Origin of the sequence: Caldalkalibacillus uzonensis (assembly GCF_030814135.1) — a bacterium.
Taxonomy (GTDB): domain Bacteria; phylum Bacillota; class Bacilli; order Caldalkalibacillales; family Caldalkalibacillaceae; genus Caldalkalibacillus; species Caldalkalibacillus uzonensis.
Window position 1 is genome coordinate 57,550 of record NZ_JAUSUQ010000008.1, and the last position, 15,697, is coordinate 73,246.

At 50.1% G+C, this 15,697-nt stretch carries 13 protein-coding genes, 1 other RNA gene and 1 other annotated feature; of the genes, 13 read left to right on the top strand and 1 reads right to left on the bottom strand.

What is annotated here, in order from left to right:
• The 13 genes from J2S00_RS11370 to J2S00_RS11430 all read left to right on the top strand — a co-directional run bounded on the left by J2S00_RS11370 (position 1) and on the right by J2S00_RS11430 (position 14,351).
• The gene (locus J2S00_RS11370; protein WP_307339631.1) at positions 1–261 is read left to right on the top strand and encodes a post-transcriptional regulator; all 261 of its coding nucleotides are present in this window, start codon (positions 1–3) and stop codon (positions 259–261) included.
• 35 nt (positions 262–296) lie between these two features.
• Positions 297–1,577: a protein translocase subunit SecD gene (gene secD / locus J2S00_RS11375; protein WP_307339633.1), complete on the top strand. Its 1,281-nt coding sequence runs from the start codon at positions 297–299 to the stop codon at positions 1,575–1,577.
• On the top strand, positions 1,567–2,493 hold the full coding sequence (gene secF / locus J2S00_RS11380) for a protein translocase subunit SecF (RefSeq protein ID WP_307339636.1): 927 nt from the start codon (positions 1,567–1,569) through the stop codon (positions 2,491–2,493). The genes secD and secF overlap by 11 nt, the downstream gene beginning before the upstream one ends.
• Before the next feature lie 96 nt (positions 2,494–2,589).
• The gene (locus J2S00_RS11385) at positions 2,590–3,483 is read left to right on the top strand and encodes a cation diffusion facilitator family transporter (RefSeq protein WP_307339639.1); all 894 of its coding nucleotides are present in this window, start codon (positions 2,590–2,592) and stop codon (positions 3,481–3,483) included.
• Positions 3,484–3,545: 62 nt separating this feature from the next.
• Positions 3,546–5,945, top strand: coding sequence for a single-stranded-DNA-specific exonuclease RecJ (gene recJ / locus J2S00_RS11390; protein WP_307339642.1), 2,400 nt, complete (start codon positions 3,546–3,548; stop codon positions 5,943–5,945).
• Positions 5,935–6,450: an adenine phosphoribosyltransferase gene (locus tag J2S00_RS11395; RefSeq protein WP_307339645.1), complete on the top strand. Its 516-nt coding sequence runs from the start codon at positions 5,935–5,937 to the stop codon at positions 6,448–6,450. Before recJ ends, J2S00_RS11395 begins: the two co-directional genes overlap by 11 nt.
• 134 nt (positions 6,451–6,584) lie before the next feature.
• Positions 6,585–8,780, top strand: a complete 2,196-nt coding sequence (locus J2S00_RS11400; protein WP_370875868.1) for a RelA/SpoT family protein — start codon at positions 6,585–6,587, stop codon at positions 8,778–8,780.
• A gap of 56 nt (positions 8,781–8,836) precedes the next feature.
• Positions 8,837–9,292: a D-aminoacyl-tRNA deacylase gene (dtd, locus tag J2S00_RS11405; RefSeq protein WP_307339996.1), complete on the top strand. Its 456-nt coding sequence runs from the start codon at positions 8,837–8,839 to the stop codon at positions 9,290–9,292.
• Between the two features lie 186 nt (positions 9,293–9,478).
• On the top strand, positions 9,479–9,646 hold the full coding sequence (locus tag J2S00_RS11410; RefSeq protein WP_307339646.1) for a hypothetical protein: 168 nt from the start codon (positions 9,479–9,481) through the stop codon (positions 9,644–9,646).
• A gap of 69 nt (positions 9,647–9,715) precedes the next feature.
• Positions 9,716–9,959: a binding site (T-box leader), on the top strand.
• Positions 9,960–10,072: 113 nt separating this feature from the next.
• The gene (gene hisS / locus J2S00_RS11415; RefSeq protein WP_307339648.1) at positions 10,073–11,353 is read left to right on the top strand and encodes a histidine--tRNA ligase; all 1,281 of its coding nucleotides are present in this window, start codon (positions 10,073–10,075) and stop codon (positions 11,351–11,353) included.
• Entirely contained in the window at positions 11,353–13,125 is a 1,773-nt protein-coding gene (gene aspS / locus J2S00_RS11420) for an aspartate--tRNA ligase (protein WP_307339652.1), read from the top strand. Before hisS ends, aspS begins: the two co-directional genes overlap by 1 nt.
• 60 nt (positions 13,126–13,185) lie before the next feature.
• Positions 13,186–13,367, top strand: a non-coding RNA gene (ssrS, locus tag J2S00_RS11425) — 6S RNA.
• Between the two features lie 180 nt (positions 13,368–13,547).
• Complete coding sequence (locus tag J2S00_RS11430) at positions 13,548–14,351, top strand: ABC transporter ATP-binding protein (RefSeq protein WP_307339655.1); 804 nt, start codon at positions 13,548–13,550, stop codon at positions 14,349–14,351.
• Here the strand turns inward: J2S00_RS11430 and J2S00_RS11435 are convergent.
• Positions 14,329–15,645, bottom strand: a complete 1,317-nt coding sequence (locus J2S00_RS11435; protein ID WP_307339657.1) for an AAA family ATPase — start codon at positions 15,643–15,645, stop codon at positions 14,329–14,331. The two genes, J2S00_RS11430 and J2S00_RS11435, sit on opposite strands and share 23 nt — an antisense overlap.
• Positions 15,646–15,697: the final 52 nt, after the last annotated feature.

A 15,697-nucleotide genomic window follows, 5' to 3' on the forward strand; every position in this document is an offset into this window, starting at 1 on the left:
ATGGACAAGACTGATTTGTTAAAAAAGAAGCTGGACGAGGTTCTGGCCAGTAAAGTGGATGAGTTACGTCTCTTGGGTTATGAAGAGGTATCCAAGGATGAAGTGTGGGATTGTGTCACGTCCAAATATAAAGGGGAGTGGCCGCCCCTTCACCGCCTGGTGAATGATATTTACGGCCTGAAAGCAACCGACCTGATGAACTGGTTAACGGTGGGTGCCTATCAAGGAACCATTGACTTTGGAAAAAATAGTCTTTTATAATGGACCTATTGGACAAGAAGGAGGCACTCGGAGTAATGAGATGGAGCATGATCTTGATCTTTGTGGCCATCGTCATCGGCGGCTTAACCTTTATGGCTTTCAGCGTGGACGAAGTGGTCAGTGATATTACCCTAGGCCTTGATTTGCAAGGCGGGTTCGAAATTTTGTACAGGGTTATACCAATTGATGAAGACCAAGAAATAACACAGGATTTGTTAAATGATACATATACGGCCCTTTACCGGCGGGTAGATGCCATGGGTGTCAGTGAGCCTGATCTCCGGGTGGAAGGGGAAGACCGCATCCGTGTCCGGCTGGCGGGGGTGCATGATCCGGAGGAAGCCCGGCGCTTTCTCTCCACAGAGGCCCGCCTCTCGTTTCGCAATACGGATGATGAGCGTTTGTTTGGGGGAGAACACCTAAAAGAAGGGTCGGCCAGAGCGGTCTTCGATGAATTCAACCAGCCCGTTGTTACGGTAGAATTTAAGGATCCGGAGCTGATTGGCCAGGTATCGGCTGAATATCTCGGAGATATCATCGTCATTTGGCTGGATTTTGATGAAAAGACAGATTCCTTCGCTGAAGAAAGCTTGAAAGAGGATCCCAAGTATTTGTCAGCTCCTGTGGTTCGGCAACCATTCAGCACAGGGGCCTCCATTACAGGCATGCCCAGTTATGAAGCTGCCCAAGAACTGGCCAGCCTCTTAAATGCCGGTGCCTTGCCTGTACAGTTGGAGGAGCTGACCGCGCGCAGCGTGAGCCCCACCCTTGGGGAGCGGGCCATGGATCTCACGGTCAGGGCGGGGATGATCGGCGGGGCCCTGATCGCCCTGTACATGCTCCTCTACTACCGCTTACCCGGTCTGGTGGCTGCGTTGGCCCTGTTCTTTTATGTGTATTTGGTCCTGGTTATCTTCAACTGGATGGATGCGGTGCTGACCTTGCCGGGGATTGCTGCCCTTGTGCTCGGGATCGGCATGGCGGTGGACGCCAATATTATTACCAATGAACGGATCAAAGAGGAGATCCGTTCTGGTAAAACGATCATGTCTTCCTTCCGGGCCGGATCAAAACGTTCGCTCCGCACCATTATGGATGCCAATATCACCACCATTATTGCCGCTGGGGTGCTGTTTTACTTCGGGGACTTTGCCATTCAGGGTTTTGCCCTGATGCTCATTGTCAGCATCGTGCTTAGTTTGGTTACTGCTGTCTTGGGCTCCCGCCTGTTACTTGGCCTCTTGGTGGCCAGCCGGGCCTTTGATAAGCAGCCTCGCTGGTTCGGTGTGAAGGAGAGTGAGATCAGTGAACTTTAACTTTGATCCGGAATCTAACCGCTATCAATTTGTCAAGCACCGCTACAAATACTTCCTTCTATCGGGCCTGTTAATCGGCCTTGGCTTGCTGATTATCGCCATTATGGGCATTAACCTTGGCGTGGACTTTGAAAGTGGATCTACCTTGGAAATTATGATCCAGGATCAGGCTTTTACATCTGAAGAGGTTGAGGCTGTTTTGGCTGACCTCGGTTTGGAACCGGGAAGCATCCGCTTGATCGGAAACAACAATGAGATTGCCGAAGTCCGTTTTATTGGCACGCTGGATCAGGAGCAGATCACCCAGGTGCGCCAAGCTTTTGCCGAGCATTTCGGCCAGGTTGATATCAATGAATCCACCGTGTCACCCATGGTGGCCCGGGAGCTGGCCCGCCAGGCTGTGTACGGCATTTTGCTGGCTTCGGTGGCGGTGATTATCTACGTGGCCATCCGCTTTGAATATCGCTTTGGCGTGGCGGCCATTATTGCCTTGTTCCATGATGCCCTGTTCATTGTAGCCCTGTTTGCTCTGTTGCGTCTGGAAGTTGATCTCACATTTATTGCCGCCGTGTTAACCATTGTGGGTTACTCCATTAACGATACCATCGTCATTTTTGACCGCTTGCGGGAAAATATGAAGTTTGCCAAACTGAAAACCGTGGAGGACTTGGAACAGCTGGTCAATCGCAGCATTGTGGAAAACTTGCCCCGTACCTTGAATACGTCTATCACCGTTGTTTTTGCCGCCCTGGCCCTCTATCTTTTGGGCGGAGAGGGGATTCGCAACTTTTCCTTGGCCCTGTTGGTTGGCCTGTTGGCTGGGACCTACTCATCGATATTTATTGCTGCCCAATTGTGGTTCGAATGGAAAAAACGGGAGCTTAAAAAGAAGTTGTTTCATCCCCAGAATGCATAAAGTAAACCGTGGAGCACTCCACGGTTTTTCTTTGTCATGGGCTAAAATGTTGGCAACAGGCAAAAGATAGATGAGAGAAGGAAAGGAAAGATTGACATGACAACCAATCAACGTTTTCAACAAGCGGAATTTGCCGCCTGGGTGGGAATTCTAGGCAACCTGCTGCTGGCTGTGTTAAAAGTGGTGGTGGGTACCATCGGCAACAGCCGGGCCTTGGTGGCCGATGCGGTTCATTCCGCTTCGGATGTGATCGGTTCAGTTGCCGTCCTGATCGGTTTAAAAGCGGCCAAATTGCCCCCTGACCGGGACCATCCCTACGGACATGGCAAGGCGGAGTCCATTGCGGCCATCATTGTGGCTGTGATCTTATTCCTGGTCGGGCTGCAAATCGGTTACGGCTCCTTTCAAGCATTATTTGAACCGATTGTGTCCCCCAGTGTGATTGCTGTGTTTGTCGCTCTGTTTTCCATCCTGGTTAAAGAGCTCATGTTTCAGTACAAATACCGTCTGGGGAAAAAATTGAACAGCGATGCCTTGATCACCAATGCCTGGGAACACCGTTCCGATGTGTTTTCCTCTGTGGCTGCCTTGATCGGTATCGGCGGGGCAGTGCTTGGCGGCTATGTGGGTCTGCCTTGGCTGGTCTATCTTGATCCAGTGGCGGGCATCGTTGTCTCTGTGCTGGTGATGCGGGTAGCCTGGCATTTGGGGAAAGAGTCAATCCACAATACACTGGACCATGTATTGCATGAGGAAGATGCGCTGGAGTTGCGCAAAACGGCTGAATCGGTCCACGGGGTGATTCAAGTGGATGAATTATATGCCCGTGAACACGGCCACTATGTGATTGTAGATGTCAAAATTGCCGTAGACCCTGAGATCACAGTAGAAGAGGGACATGACATCGGCAAGCAAGTGAAGGAAAAACTCATTGAAGATCATGCCCATGTCCAGGATGTATTGGTGCATATCAATCCTTATCGCAAATGAAACATTGTCACTCCTGTCCCCTTCCAGTATAATGAATGGGGATTCAAAGGAGTGACGTTACTATGCTGGCTTCACGAACGCGATGGAAAGTGGCTTCCCCCGCAGTTGAACGGGTGAGGCAGCTGCAAAAAGAATTGGGCCTAACTTCCCTTGTGGCTAAAGTCATGGCGGCCAGGGACTGGGACGTAGAACAAGCCCGCCAGTTTATGGACGTAGATAACCAAACCTTTCACGATCCATTTCTGATGGATGGCATGGCGGAAGCTGTCGAGCGGATTCAGGAGGCCTTATTAAACGATGAAAAAATCCGTGTTTACGGGGATTATGACTGCGATGGCATTACCAGCACAGTGATTATGTATAAGACATTGTCAGGGCTGGGTGCCTCCGTCGATTATTATATTCCTAACCGCTTCAGTGAAGGGTACGGCCTGAACAAGGCTGCCATTGACAAGGCCAAAGCTGAAGGGATTCAGCTTTTGGTGACGGTGGATACCGGCATTTCCGGGCGGGAGGAAATAGCGTATGCCACGCAGCTTGGCATTGATGTGATTGTGACGGATCACCATCAGCCACCCCCTGAATTGCCAGAATGCCTGGCCGTCATCAATCCCAAGAAGCCTGGTTGTTCGTACCCGTTTAAGGACTTGTCCGGAGCGGGCCTTGCCCTGAAAATGGCCCAGGCCTTGCTGGATGACATACCACTGGAGCTTGTGGATATTGCAGCGATCGGCACCATTGCCGACCTGGTGCCACTTGTGGACGAAAACCGGTTAATTGCCTATCACGGGCTGAAGGTGCTTAACCATACCCAGCATGTGGGCCTGCAAGTCTTAATTGAACAAGCGGGGCTGGGTGACGCGTCTGTTGATGAGCAGCATGTGGGTTTTGCCCTCGGTCCCCGTCTCAACTCATGCGGCCGGCTGGCTTCAGCCGATACGGCCGTTCAACTTTTTTTAACGAACGACCGCGGGCAAGCCACGGCCATTGTGCAGGAGATGGAGAAGTTAAATACGGAGCGCCAGCGTTTGGTCCAGCAGATTGTGCAGGAAGCCAAAGCTCTGATTGAAACGGATTATCCTCACTCGAAGCCCAAAGCGCTTGTGGTGGCATCGGAAGGCTGGCACGAAGGTGTGTTGGGGATTGTAGCCTCCAAATTGGTGGAACACTATTATGTACCGGTTGTGGTGCTGACCATTGATGCAGAAAGCGGCCTGGCCAAAGGTTCAGCCCGCAGTATCGAAGGATTTGATATTTATCAAGCTTTATCAACTTGCCGGGAATGGCTGCCTCATTTCGGCGGACATCCCATGGCTGCCGGCTTAAGTTTAGCTGCTGAACATATTCCATACATACGCACCCGTTTGGATCAACTGGCAGAACAATGGTTGTCGGAAGAAGATTTACAGCCTGCTACCCGCATTGATATCCTCTGCACCGCCAGTGAACTGACGTTGGAGGCTATTGAACAGCTGCGCCGGCTGGCTCCGTTTGGTGAGGGCAATCCCAAGCCGGTGCTTCTCCTGGAACAACTGAGTATTCAGGAACTGCGCCAAGTAGGTACAGATGGGCAGCATTTAAAATGTGTATTTCACCAAGAAGATACATATCTGGAGACAATAGGCTTTGGCTGGGGTGAGATAGCCCACCAGATCAGCCCGGCAGCTAAAGTCAACCTGATTGGGGAAGCGTCCATTAACGAATGGAATGGCCAGCGCAAGCCACAGATTATGATGACTGACCTGGAAGTCCGTGAACGCCAGTTCTTCGATTGGCGCAGCAAAAAGGACTTGGCCGAACTGGACCGCCTGTTACCGGCTGATGAGACTGTGGCCGTGTGTTGCTTTCGGGACAGTCGGCCGGAGGGGTTCCTGGAGCAAGCGCACCCTATCTCCGTTGCCCTTAACGGACAGCCGGACCAGCCCCCCTTACTTGGCCAGGCCGGACGTGTACTCTTGTATGACCTGCCCCGTTCAGAGGAACAACTGCACCGTTTTTGCCGCTATCTGGGACATGTGGGACGGATTTATATGATGTTTCACCATGATGGCAGCCATTTTTTCTCCACCATTCCAACGCGGGAGCATTTTAAATGGTATTATGCCTTTTTGCAACACAAGGGTCCTTTTGATCTGAAGGCATGGGGCCCCCGGCTGGCCAAGCAGAAAGGCTGGACCATGGATACCCTGCAATTTATGACCGATGTGTTTTTGGAACTGGAATTTGCTACAATAAGAGAGGGTAAAATACAACTCATTCCCCATCCACGGAAGAAAGATTTGAGCCAATCAACTTGTTATCAGCTGAAACAGGAAGAACTGAAGTTGGAGCAAGTACTGATTTATTCGTCATATCAGGAACTGATCCGTTACTTATCTCACCATATTGAGAGTCATCAGGCCGATGAAAGCAGTCAGGCCAACTCGGACATGAACAAGGAGGAAAAGGCTTATGGATTTTAAAGCAAAAATCAGAGTGATCAAGGATTTCCCCCAGCCCGGTATTCGTTTCAAGGACATTACCACACTGTTAAAAGATGGCCAAGCTTACCAGGCAGCCATTGACCAGCTGGCCAGCTTTGCTGAATCGAAAGGGGCAGACCTTGTTGTCGGACCGGAAGCCAGGGGGTTTGTCATCGGGGCACCGATCGCCTATAAACTGGGCAAGGGATTTGTGCCTGTGCGTAAATCCGGTAAGCTTCCCGCTGAAGCAGTCCAAGCTGAATATGACTTGGAATATGGCAAAGATGCACTGGCGATACATAAAGATGCCATTGTCAAAGGACAGAAAGTACTGGTGGCCGATGACCTCTTGGCGACCGGGGGGACCATTTCCACAACGATCAACTTGGTTGAACAACTGGGCGGTGAAGTTGTGGGTTGCGTCTTTCTGATCGAATTGACCTATCTGAATGGCCGGGAAAAACTCGGTTCTCATTACGATGTTTATTCCCTTGTGCAGTACTGAGGGAGCTGAAGGATTCCAACCGTCTCAAAGGAGCAGTCTTTTACATCGTCCTCACCAAGGGTGGGGGCGATGTTTCTCTTTACAATTCCCACCGTTTTAGAGATAATAATGGGAAAAACAAGTGAGGGAAAGGCATGTCCCCAAGCTTTGTAAAGGTGATCGGGATGACCATAGAAGAGCTGGTAAACAAAGTAAAAGAATACCTTTCCCCCGATGATATCAAGTTTATCCAACAAGCATATGAATTTGCCCGGGAGGCCCATGAAGGCCAATACCGTCAGTCGGGGGAAGAATATATCAATCATCCTGTTGAGGTGGCCGGTATCCTGGCCAACTTGCAACTTGATGCAGTCACCATTGCTGCAGCTCTTCTGCATGATGTGGTGGAGGACACCACTGCCACTGTGGAAGAGCTGGAGGAGCAATTCGGGGAAGAAGTAGCTTTATTAGTGAATGGTGTCACAAAGTTAAAGCGTATCAAATATAAATCCCAGGAAGAACAGCAAGCCGAAAATCACCGGCGTATGTTTGTGGCCATGGCCAAAGATTTGCGGGTCATTCTCATTAAGCTGGCCGACCGCTTGCACAACATGCGCACCTTAAAATATATGCCGGAAGAAAAACGGCGCAAAAAAGCAGAAGAAACACTGGAGATCTTTGCCCCTCTTGCTCATCGCCTGGGGATCTCCACCATTAAATGGGAATTGGAAGATATTTCCCTAAGATATCTTAATCCTCAGCAATACTACCGCATCGTGCATTTAATGAAACAAAAACGGGCCGAGCGGGAACAGCATATCCAGCAGGTGATTGACATTATTCGTCAGCAGATTGAGGAAGTGGGCATTAAGGCCGAGATCTCAGGGCGGCCCAAACATATCTACAGTATTTATCGCAAGATGCAGCAGCAGAAAAAAGCGTTTAACGAAATTTATGATTTAATGGCTATCCGCATCATTGTGGAGACGGTGCGGGATTGTTATGCCGTGCTGGGCATCATTCACACCTGTTGGAAACCTTTGCCTGGCAGATTTAAAGATTATATTGCCATGCCCAAACCAAACATGTACCAGTCGCTTCACACCACTGTGATGAGTTATAAAGGGCAGCCACTGGAGGTGCAAATCCGGACTTATGACATGCACCGCACGGCTGAGTACGGGATTGCGGCTCACTGGGCTTACAAAGAAGGAAGAAACTTGACAGAGAGTTCTCCTTCCGCTTTGGATGAAAGGCTGACCTGGTTCAGGGAAGTGCTGGAGAGCCAGCAGGATGCCCAAGATGCCCGGGAATTTATGGAATCCTTAAAAATGGACCTTTTTTCTGATGTCGTATTTGTTTTTACCCCCAAAGGAGACGTGGTTGAGCTTCCAGCAGGATCCGTACCCTTAGACTTTGCTTACCGCATCCACACCGAAGTGGGTAACCGTTGTGTAGGGGCAAAAGTAAACGGTAAAATTGTGCCACTGGATCATGAGTTGAAAACGGGAGACATTGTGGAGATTTTAACCTCCAAACTCAGTTACGGACCAAGCAGGGACTGGCTCAAAATTGCCAAATCGTCTACAGCCAAAAGCAAAATTAAACAATTTTTCAAAAAAGAAAAGCGGGAAGAAAGCATTGCCAAAGGCAAAGAACTGGTTGAACATGAAATTACCAAGCACGGTTTTGACCTCAAGCAGGTGCTGACCGAGGAAAATGTGGACCAGGTGGCCAAAAAGTTTAACTTTAAAGGACAGGAAGATATGTATGCCGCCGTCGGCTACGGCGGTATTACGGCTGCCCAGATTGCCACCCGCCTGACTGAAAAACTCCGCCGTGAACAGCAATTGGAAAAACCCATTGAACTGCCGGAAGTACCGCAGAACAAAAGGCGCAGGAAGTTTGCCCACGGGGTGAGGGTGAAGGGTGTGGATAACCTGCTCATCCGCCTGTCCCGCTGCTGCAATCCTGTGCCGGGTGATGAAATTGTCGGCTTTATCACCCGCGGTCGGGGGGTCTCCGTTCACCGGCAAGACTGTCCCAACATACAGCGGGAAGAGGTGCAAGAGCGGCTGCTGCCGGTGGAATGGGAGGGTGAACCTGACCACAGCTATAATGTGGATATTGAGATTACTGCCCTGGACCGGCGCGGTCTGTTAAACGAAGTGCTGCAGGTGGTCAATGAAAGCAAAACCAATATTATTGCCGTTTCAGGACGAACCGACCGCAACCGCATCGCTTCAATCTCGATGACGCTGGCTATCTCCAATATTGATCATCTGCACAAAGTGGTGGAACGGATTAAACAAATCAGGGATATTTTTTCAGTACAGCGCGTGACACAGTAATGACGCGCCTTCACAGGACAAACCTTTGAACGAACACAGTGGACAAGGTGATTGAGATGAAAGTGGTTGTACAACGTAGTAAACAAGCCAAAGTAACAGTAAACGGAGAAGTCACTGGCCAGATTGACCGTGGTTTTGTGCTGCTGGTGGGCGTAACCCATGACGATACCAAGCAGGACGCAGAATATCTGGCCGACAAAGTGGCTTATTTGCGTGTCTTTGCAGATGAGGAGGGAAAAATGAACCGTTCCCTGTTGGAAGTGGACGGACAAGTCCTGTCTGTTTCCCAGTTTACGCTGTATGGGGATTGCCGTAAGGGAAGACGGCCCAACTTTATGCAAGCGGCTAAGCCGGATCAGGCCAAACAGTTGTATGAGCACTTTAACCAGAGCTTGAGGGAAAAAGGCGTTTCCGTGGAAACGGGAGAATTTGGGGCCATGATGCAGGTTGAGCTGGTCAATGATGGCCCGGTGACCTTAATCATTGACAGTCAGGAACGGTCTCAAAAATAAATCACGCCAGATTCCTGGTGGTTCTCTCCTAATATAGTATCCACAAAAAAGCTTGAGGGAAAATCCTCAAGCTTTTTTAAGTGATGGCCGCTAATTTTTAGCAATGCTTTTAATATTTGAATTAAATCAGGAGGTTGGGCAACACTAGTTACCAAAACCCGCCCTGAGGATTGAGGTGAACAGGGAATGAGACGCAAGTTGAAAGAAATAGTCACTCAGCGGGCAATGGCCCGCAGGATGAGTGTTGATTTTCACGACCGGATCGAAACAGAATCCACTTGGCAAGACTTGGAGATTTCCCGGGAATTAATTGAAGGTGTCAGAGATGTCCGGCAACTGAAAAAACGTCATTAACAGATGCCGGACAAGTCTTGACAATCATTTCAACGATCAGTATGATAAAAAGCAATTGATACTGGCAAGCATGATCCAATGAGAGGAAGAGTAGGCAAGCAGCACCTAGCCAGAGAGGAAACACCGTGGCTGAAAGTGTTTCCCTAGTGTGCCCTTGTTGAAAGACATCCTGGAGGACCGCTATTGAAAGGCAGGCTTGAGTATAGCCTGGTTGAGTAAATAGACGGCGTGGCCCGCGTTAAGGGTAAAGTGGATAAATGGCCAGGCCATTTATCAATGAGGGTGGTACCACGGGTGTCAACTCGTCCCTGATTCTTGGATCGGGGGCGGGTTTTTTAATATACCATCATGTATTCAGAGACACATACATATTGACCAACATCAACGATGACAAAGTAAATGAGAGCTGATAAAGGAGGAGCAAGGATGACCATTCGAATCCCGCGTGGCACAGCCGATATTTTACCAGGGGAAGTGGAAAAATGGCACTATGTGGAGGCTAAAATACGTGACCTTTGCCGGCGTTTTAATTATGCGGAAATCCGCACCCCCATTTTTGAGCATACAGAGCTGTTTCAGCGCGGTGTAGGGGAAACGACCGATATTGTGGAGAAAGAGATGTATACTTTTGTTGACAAAGGGGAACGCAGCATCACTTTGCGCCCGGAAGGGACGGCAGCTGTGGTGCGCTCCTATGTGGAGCATAAGCTGTATGCTGATCCCAAACAGCCGGTCAAACTGTTTTACGTTGGGCCGATGTTCCGTTATGAGCGTCCTCAAGCGGGACGGATGCGCCAGTTTACCCAGTTTGGCATTGAGGCGATCGGTTCCAAGGATCCGCTGCTTGATGCCGAGGTGATTGCCATGGCCATGCAGTTTTACGCTGAATTGGGCTTGACCGGTCTGCGCCTGGAATTAAACAGTGTGGGCTGTCAAACCTGCCGTCCCAAGCACAGGGAGGCGCTGGTGGGCTTTTTGCAAGATGTACAGGATGAGCTGGGAGCGGAGGACCGCTCCCGCCTGGAGCGCAATCCGCTCAGGGTGTTGGACAGCAAAGATCCAAAAACACGGGAATTAACGAAAGATGCACCTTCAATCCTGGACTATTTATGTGCTGATTGCCGGCCCCATTTTGAGGCGGTGCAAAGCTACCTGGATGAGCTCGGCATTCCTTATGTGGTTAATCCGCGTCTGGTCCGTGGTTTGGACTACTATACCCAGACTGCGTTTGAGATTATGGTGGAGGGCATTGGTGCCATTGGTACCATCTGTGGCGGCGGCCGTTATAACGGCTTAGTGGCTGAAATCGGCGGTCAGGATATGCCGGGCATCGGTTTTGCCCTCAGCATTGAGCGGCTGCTGTTAGCTTTGGGAACAGAAGGGATTGAACTGCCTATCCGGGATGAACTGGACTGTTTTGTGGTCACCCTGGGCGAGACGGCCAAGCAGAAGGGCTTGAAGCTAGTCCAGGAATGGCGGCAAGCCGGGTTAAAAGTGGATCAGGATTTCCTGTGCCGTGGATTAAAAGGACAGCTAAAGGCAGCCGACCGGCACAAGGCCAAGTATGCCGCCATTGTGGGAGACAACGAATTGGCCAAAGGGGTTGTGGTGTTGAAAAATCTGGCCACAGGAGACCAGCAGGAGTATGCCTTGGCCCAAGCCAAAGCGTTTCTGCTTAAACAGAATGAACAGGGGGTTGGTTTATAATGTCTATCGGGCGTACGCATGGATGTGGCACATTGTTCACAGCACATACAGGGGAAGAAGTCCATCTGCAAGGCTGGGTCAACAAACGGCGCGACCTGGGAGGCTTGATTTTTATTGATTTAAGAGACCGCTCCGGTATTGTGCAGATCGTCTTTGATCCAAAGTACCAAGCAGCGTTTGCCACAGCTGAAAAGGTGCGCAGTGAATATGTGTTAGCCGTGAAAGGGCGTGTGGTGGCCCGGGAGGAAGGGACAATTAATCCCAAACTGTCCACTGGCGAGATTGAAGTGTACGCCGAAGAGGTAGAGGTGATTAATCCGGCCAAGACACCTCCGTTTGCTTTGGAAGACAAAGTGGAGGTGGATGAAGCGGTCCGCTTAAAGTATCGTTACCTTGATCTGCGCCGTCCGGCTATGCAGCGTGTGTTCAAATTGCGTCACCAAGCGGCCAAAGTGGTTCGCGACTTTTTGGATGAACATGGGTTCTTGGAAATTGAAACACCGATGCTGACCAAAAGCACCCCAGAAGGGGCCCGGGACTATCTCGTGCCCAGCCGGGTGCATCCCGGTGAATTTTTCGCTTTGCCCCAGTCCCCGCAAATTTTCAAACAATTGTTGATGGTGGCTGGTTTTGAACGCTATTATCAAATTGTGCGTTGTTTCCGGGATGAGGATTTGCGGGCTGACCGCCAGCCTGAATTTACCCAGGTGGACATTGAAACCTCCTTCCTGTCTGCCCGGGAATTGCAAGCCTTAATGGAGGAGATGGTCGCCCGGCTGTTTAAAGAAACGATCGGTGTGGAGGTTGCTCTCCCCTTCCAGCGTCTCACCTATGAGGAGGCGATCAGCCGTTTCGGTTCTGATAAGCCGGATTTGCGCTTTGGCCTGGAGTTGAAAGATGTTTCAGAAACGGTGAAGCACAGCGGCTTTAAGGTCTTCAGCCAAACGGTTCAAAACGGTGGCCAAGTTAAAGGAATTAATGCCAAAGGTTGTGCCTCCTACAGCCGCAAACAAATCGATGAATTAACCGAATATGTGGGCCGCTACGGGGCCAAAGGCTTAGCCTGGCTGGCCGTAAAAGAGGGAGAAGTGAAGGGACCGATCGCCAAGTTTTTCACAGCAGAAGAGCTGGAAGATATTAAACAGGTGCTGGAAGCAGAAGAAGGAGATCTGCTCCTGTTTGTCGCTGATCAAAAGCAGGTGGTAACAGAAGCGCTGGGAGCTTTGCGTCTCAAGCTGGGCAAAGAGCTTGATTTGATTAACCAGGATGAATTTAAATTTTGCTGGGTAACCGACTTCCCGCTGGTGGAATACGATGAAGAGGAAAAACGGTATGTGGCTTTGCATCATCCGTTTACCATGCCCAGGGAAGAAGATCTGGAGCTGTTTGAAACCAATCCGGAAGGAATCCGGGCCCAAGCCTACGACATGGTGCTGAACGGCTATGAGATTGGGGGAGGCAGCATGCGCATCTACCAGCGTGAGGTGCAGGAAAAAATGTTTGCCCTCTTAGGCTTCTCCCCTGAAGAGGCTAAAGAAAAGTTTGGCTTCTTGATGGAAGCCTTTGAATATGGTACACCGCCTCACGGGGGCATTGCTTTTGGCTTTGACCGGATTGTGATGCTCTTGGCTGGAGTCAGCAACTTGCGGGAAACGATTGCCTTTCCTAAAACGGCCAGTGCCAGCTGTTTGATGACCGGCGCCCCCTCTGCCGTTGATGAGAAACAGCTGGAGGAGCTGGCCCTGGCTATTACTGCAAAGGTAAAGGCATAACATTCCTGTTGTTAAGTCATTGCATTCCCGGTAAAGGTGTGTTATGATAATGACACACAAAGAGTCCTGAGTTGTACGTGATTTACGGAAGTTTTGAGCCAACACCAATACACAGGGAGCCCGGAGTCTCTTTGGGGAACATAGGCCTCTTCCCAGAGGACATGTGAACTATGGAGCAGGGCACCCACCTGCCGAGTCAGGGATTCAAAACCATGTAAATCACGGCAAATTCTGGGACTCTTTTTTCTGCCTGTGTAAAAAAGGCTGTTCACTGTGCTGGTGAACAGCCTTTAATTATTGACTGGAGTGAATGAGGTCTGAAAAATTTGCTGACTAAAATAAAGAGTAGAGTTATTTTTTATAGCATCAAGAATTGATAAAATGTTAACATAGATATGACTTGGATAGAGGAGTGGGAAAAGATGAGGCCAGAACAAATTGTGATTGATGTCCAACAGGTGTACTGGAGAAGGAATGGCCGAACCATATTGGATAACATTTTATGGCAAGTAAAAAAAGGAGAACATTGGGCTATTGTCGGATTGAATGGCTCCGGTAAAACATCATTGCTCAATTTGATCTGTGCTTATGAATGGCCAAGCCAAGGGGAGATACATGTGCTTGGCCGACGTTTAGGGAAGGTAGACATTAACCGTCTGCGCCAGTCGATTGGCTGGGTGAGTCCGGCTTTGGCTGAACGCTACCGGGCCTATGACCATATGCCAGCAGAGGACATTGTGTTGAGCGGAAAATTTGCCTCCATCGGGTTATGGCAACAGGTTGAACTAGATGACGTGGAACAAGCCCGCTATTATCTGTCGTTATTCCAAGTAGAGCACAAAGCCCGCCAACCGTTCGGTTCACTCTCCAGCGGTGAGCAACAAAAAGTTTTGTTAGCCCGGGCCTGGATGGCTGAGCCGGCTTTAATCATTTTAGATGAGCCGTGTTCCGGTTTGGATTTGCGGGCCAGGGAAGGGTTGTTGTCCAGTTTGGATCAGCTGGCCGCAAAAGAGAATGGTCCCACACTGCTCTACGTGACCCATCACATTGAAGAAATTATGCCTTGCTTTAGCCATGTTCTCCTTTTAAAAGAAGGCCGCGTTGTGGCGGCCGGAGAAAAGGAGGAGGTGTTAACACCCCCTCTGTTGGCAGAAACCTTTGATCTTGCCGTTGATGTTGCTTGGAAGCAGGGGCGGGCCTGGATCAGTGTGAACGCCAGTATTTAAGGCGTTCTTTTATAGTACGCTCATAGCCATGTTCAGTAGGTGAGTAAAAGCTCCTCCCGACAAGATCATCGGGAAGATACTGCTGCTTGACGTAACCGCCTGGGTAGTTGTGAGGGTATTTGTAGCCTTTACCGTGGCCCAGCTTGTGGGCCCCTTTGTAGTGGCTGTCCCTGAGATGAAGGGGGACCTGGCCGCTTTTTTCTTTTTCCACCGCCTCTAAAGCGTCATCAATCCCTTTGATCACCGCATTGCTTTTAGGTGCAGTGGCGATATAGATTGTGGCTTCAGCCAAAGGGATCCTTGCTTCCGGCATACCCAGAAAATCGACGGCATAAGCCGCTGCATGGGCCATTTGCAGGGCTCTCGGATCGGCCATGCCCACATCTTCTGCGGCATGGATGTAAAGCCGGCGGGCAATGAACCGGGGATCTTCCCCGGCATAAATCATGCGAGCCAGCCAGTACAAAGCCGCATCTGGATCTGAACCGCGCAAACTTTTGATAAAGGCGGAAATGACGTCATAATGCTGGTCACCGTTTTTATCATATTGGACCATGCGCTGCTGGATTGATTCCTGGGCGACTTCCAGATCAATGACGATGCGCCCCTGCTGATCGGGTGGGGTAGTCAGGGCCGCCAGTTCCACGGCATTTAATGCATTGCGGGCATCCCCATTGGCTACATTAACAATATGATCAAGGGCTTCCGGTGTCAGGGTAACGTTTTGTTCCCCCAATCCCCGCTCCCTGTCTGAGAGCGCGCGCCGGATAATCTCCCTGATGTGCTGGTCTTCCAAAGGATAGAGGCGGAAGATACGGGAGCGGGATAACAAAGCTCCATTAATTTCAAACATCGGATTTTCGGTGGTAGCTCCAATCAGGATAATCGTGCCTTCTTCAATAAAAGGCAGCAAAGCGTCTTGTTGGGATTTATTAAAATGGTGAATCTCGTCGATAAACAGGACGGTACGGATCTGATGCATCTTCAACCTATCTTTCGCTTCACTGATCAACTTGCGCACCTCGGCCACACCCGAGGTAACCGCGTTCACCTGTTCAAAATGGGACTTGGTTGTGTTAGCAATCACTTTGGCCAGTGTCGTTTTGCCGGTGCCTGGGGGACCGTAAAAAATCATGGGCGTCAGCCGGTCAGCTTCAATGGCCCGGCGCAGCAGCTTTCCCTGGCCAATAATATGTTCCTGTCCTACAATATCGTCCAGGGTTCTGGGCCGCATCCGGCTGGCCAAAGGTTCTGATAGGGGATGTTGCTTATGTAAGAAATCAAATAAATCCATGGTTGTCTCATCCTTTCTACACACCATGTTAACTTAAATGCAGGGTGTGGTA

Bases quoted from the DNA above. Each gene is read 5' to 3' on its own strand.
- dtd (WP_307339996.1), top strand. From the start codon at position 8,837: ATGAAAGTGGTTGTACAACGTAGTAAACAAGCCAAAGTAACAGTAAAC.
- secD (WP_307339633.1), top strand. From the start codon at position 297: ATGAGATGGAGCATGATCTTGATCTTTGTGGCCATCGTCATCGGCGGC.
- J2S00_RS11430 (WP_307339655.1), top strand. From the start codon at position 13,548: ATGAGGCCAGAACAAATTGTGATTGATGTCCAACAGGTGTACTGGAGA.
- J2S00_RS11385 (WP_307339639.1), top strand. From the start codon at position 2,590: ATGACAACCAATCAACGTTTTCAACAAGCGGAATTTGCCGCCTGGGTG.
- J2S00_RS11400 (WP_370875868.1), top strand. From the start codon at position 6,585: ATGTCCCCAAGCTTTGTAAAGGTGATCGGGATGACCATAGAAGAGCTG.
- J2S00_RS11370 (WP_307339631.1), top strand. From the start codon at position 1: ATGGACAAGACTGATTTGTTAAAAAAGAAGCTGGACGAGGTTCTGGCC.
- J2S00_RS11410 (WP_307339646.1), top strand. From the start codon at position 9,479: ATGAGACGCAAGTTGAAAGAAATAGTCACTCAGCGGGCAATGGCCCGC.
- hisS (WP_307339648.1), top strand. From the start codon at position 10,073: ATGACCATTCGAATCCCGCGTGGCACAGCCGATATTTTACCAGGGGAA.
- J2S00_RS11435 (WP_307339657.1), bottom strand. From the start codon at position 15,645: ATGGATTTATTTGATTTCTTACATAAGCAACATCCCCTATCAGAACCT.
- J2S00_RS11395 (WP_307339645.1), top strand. From the start codon at position 5,935: ATGGATTTTAAAGCAAAAATCAGAGTGATCAAGGATTTCCCCCAGCCC.
- recJ (WP_307339642.1), top strand. From the start codon at position 3,546: ATGCTGGCTTCACGAACGCGATGGAAAGTGGCTTCCCCCGCAGTTGAA.
- aspS (WP_307339652.1), top strand. From the start codon at position 11,353: ATGTCTATCGGGCGTACGCATGGATGTGGCACATTGTTCACAGCACAT.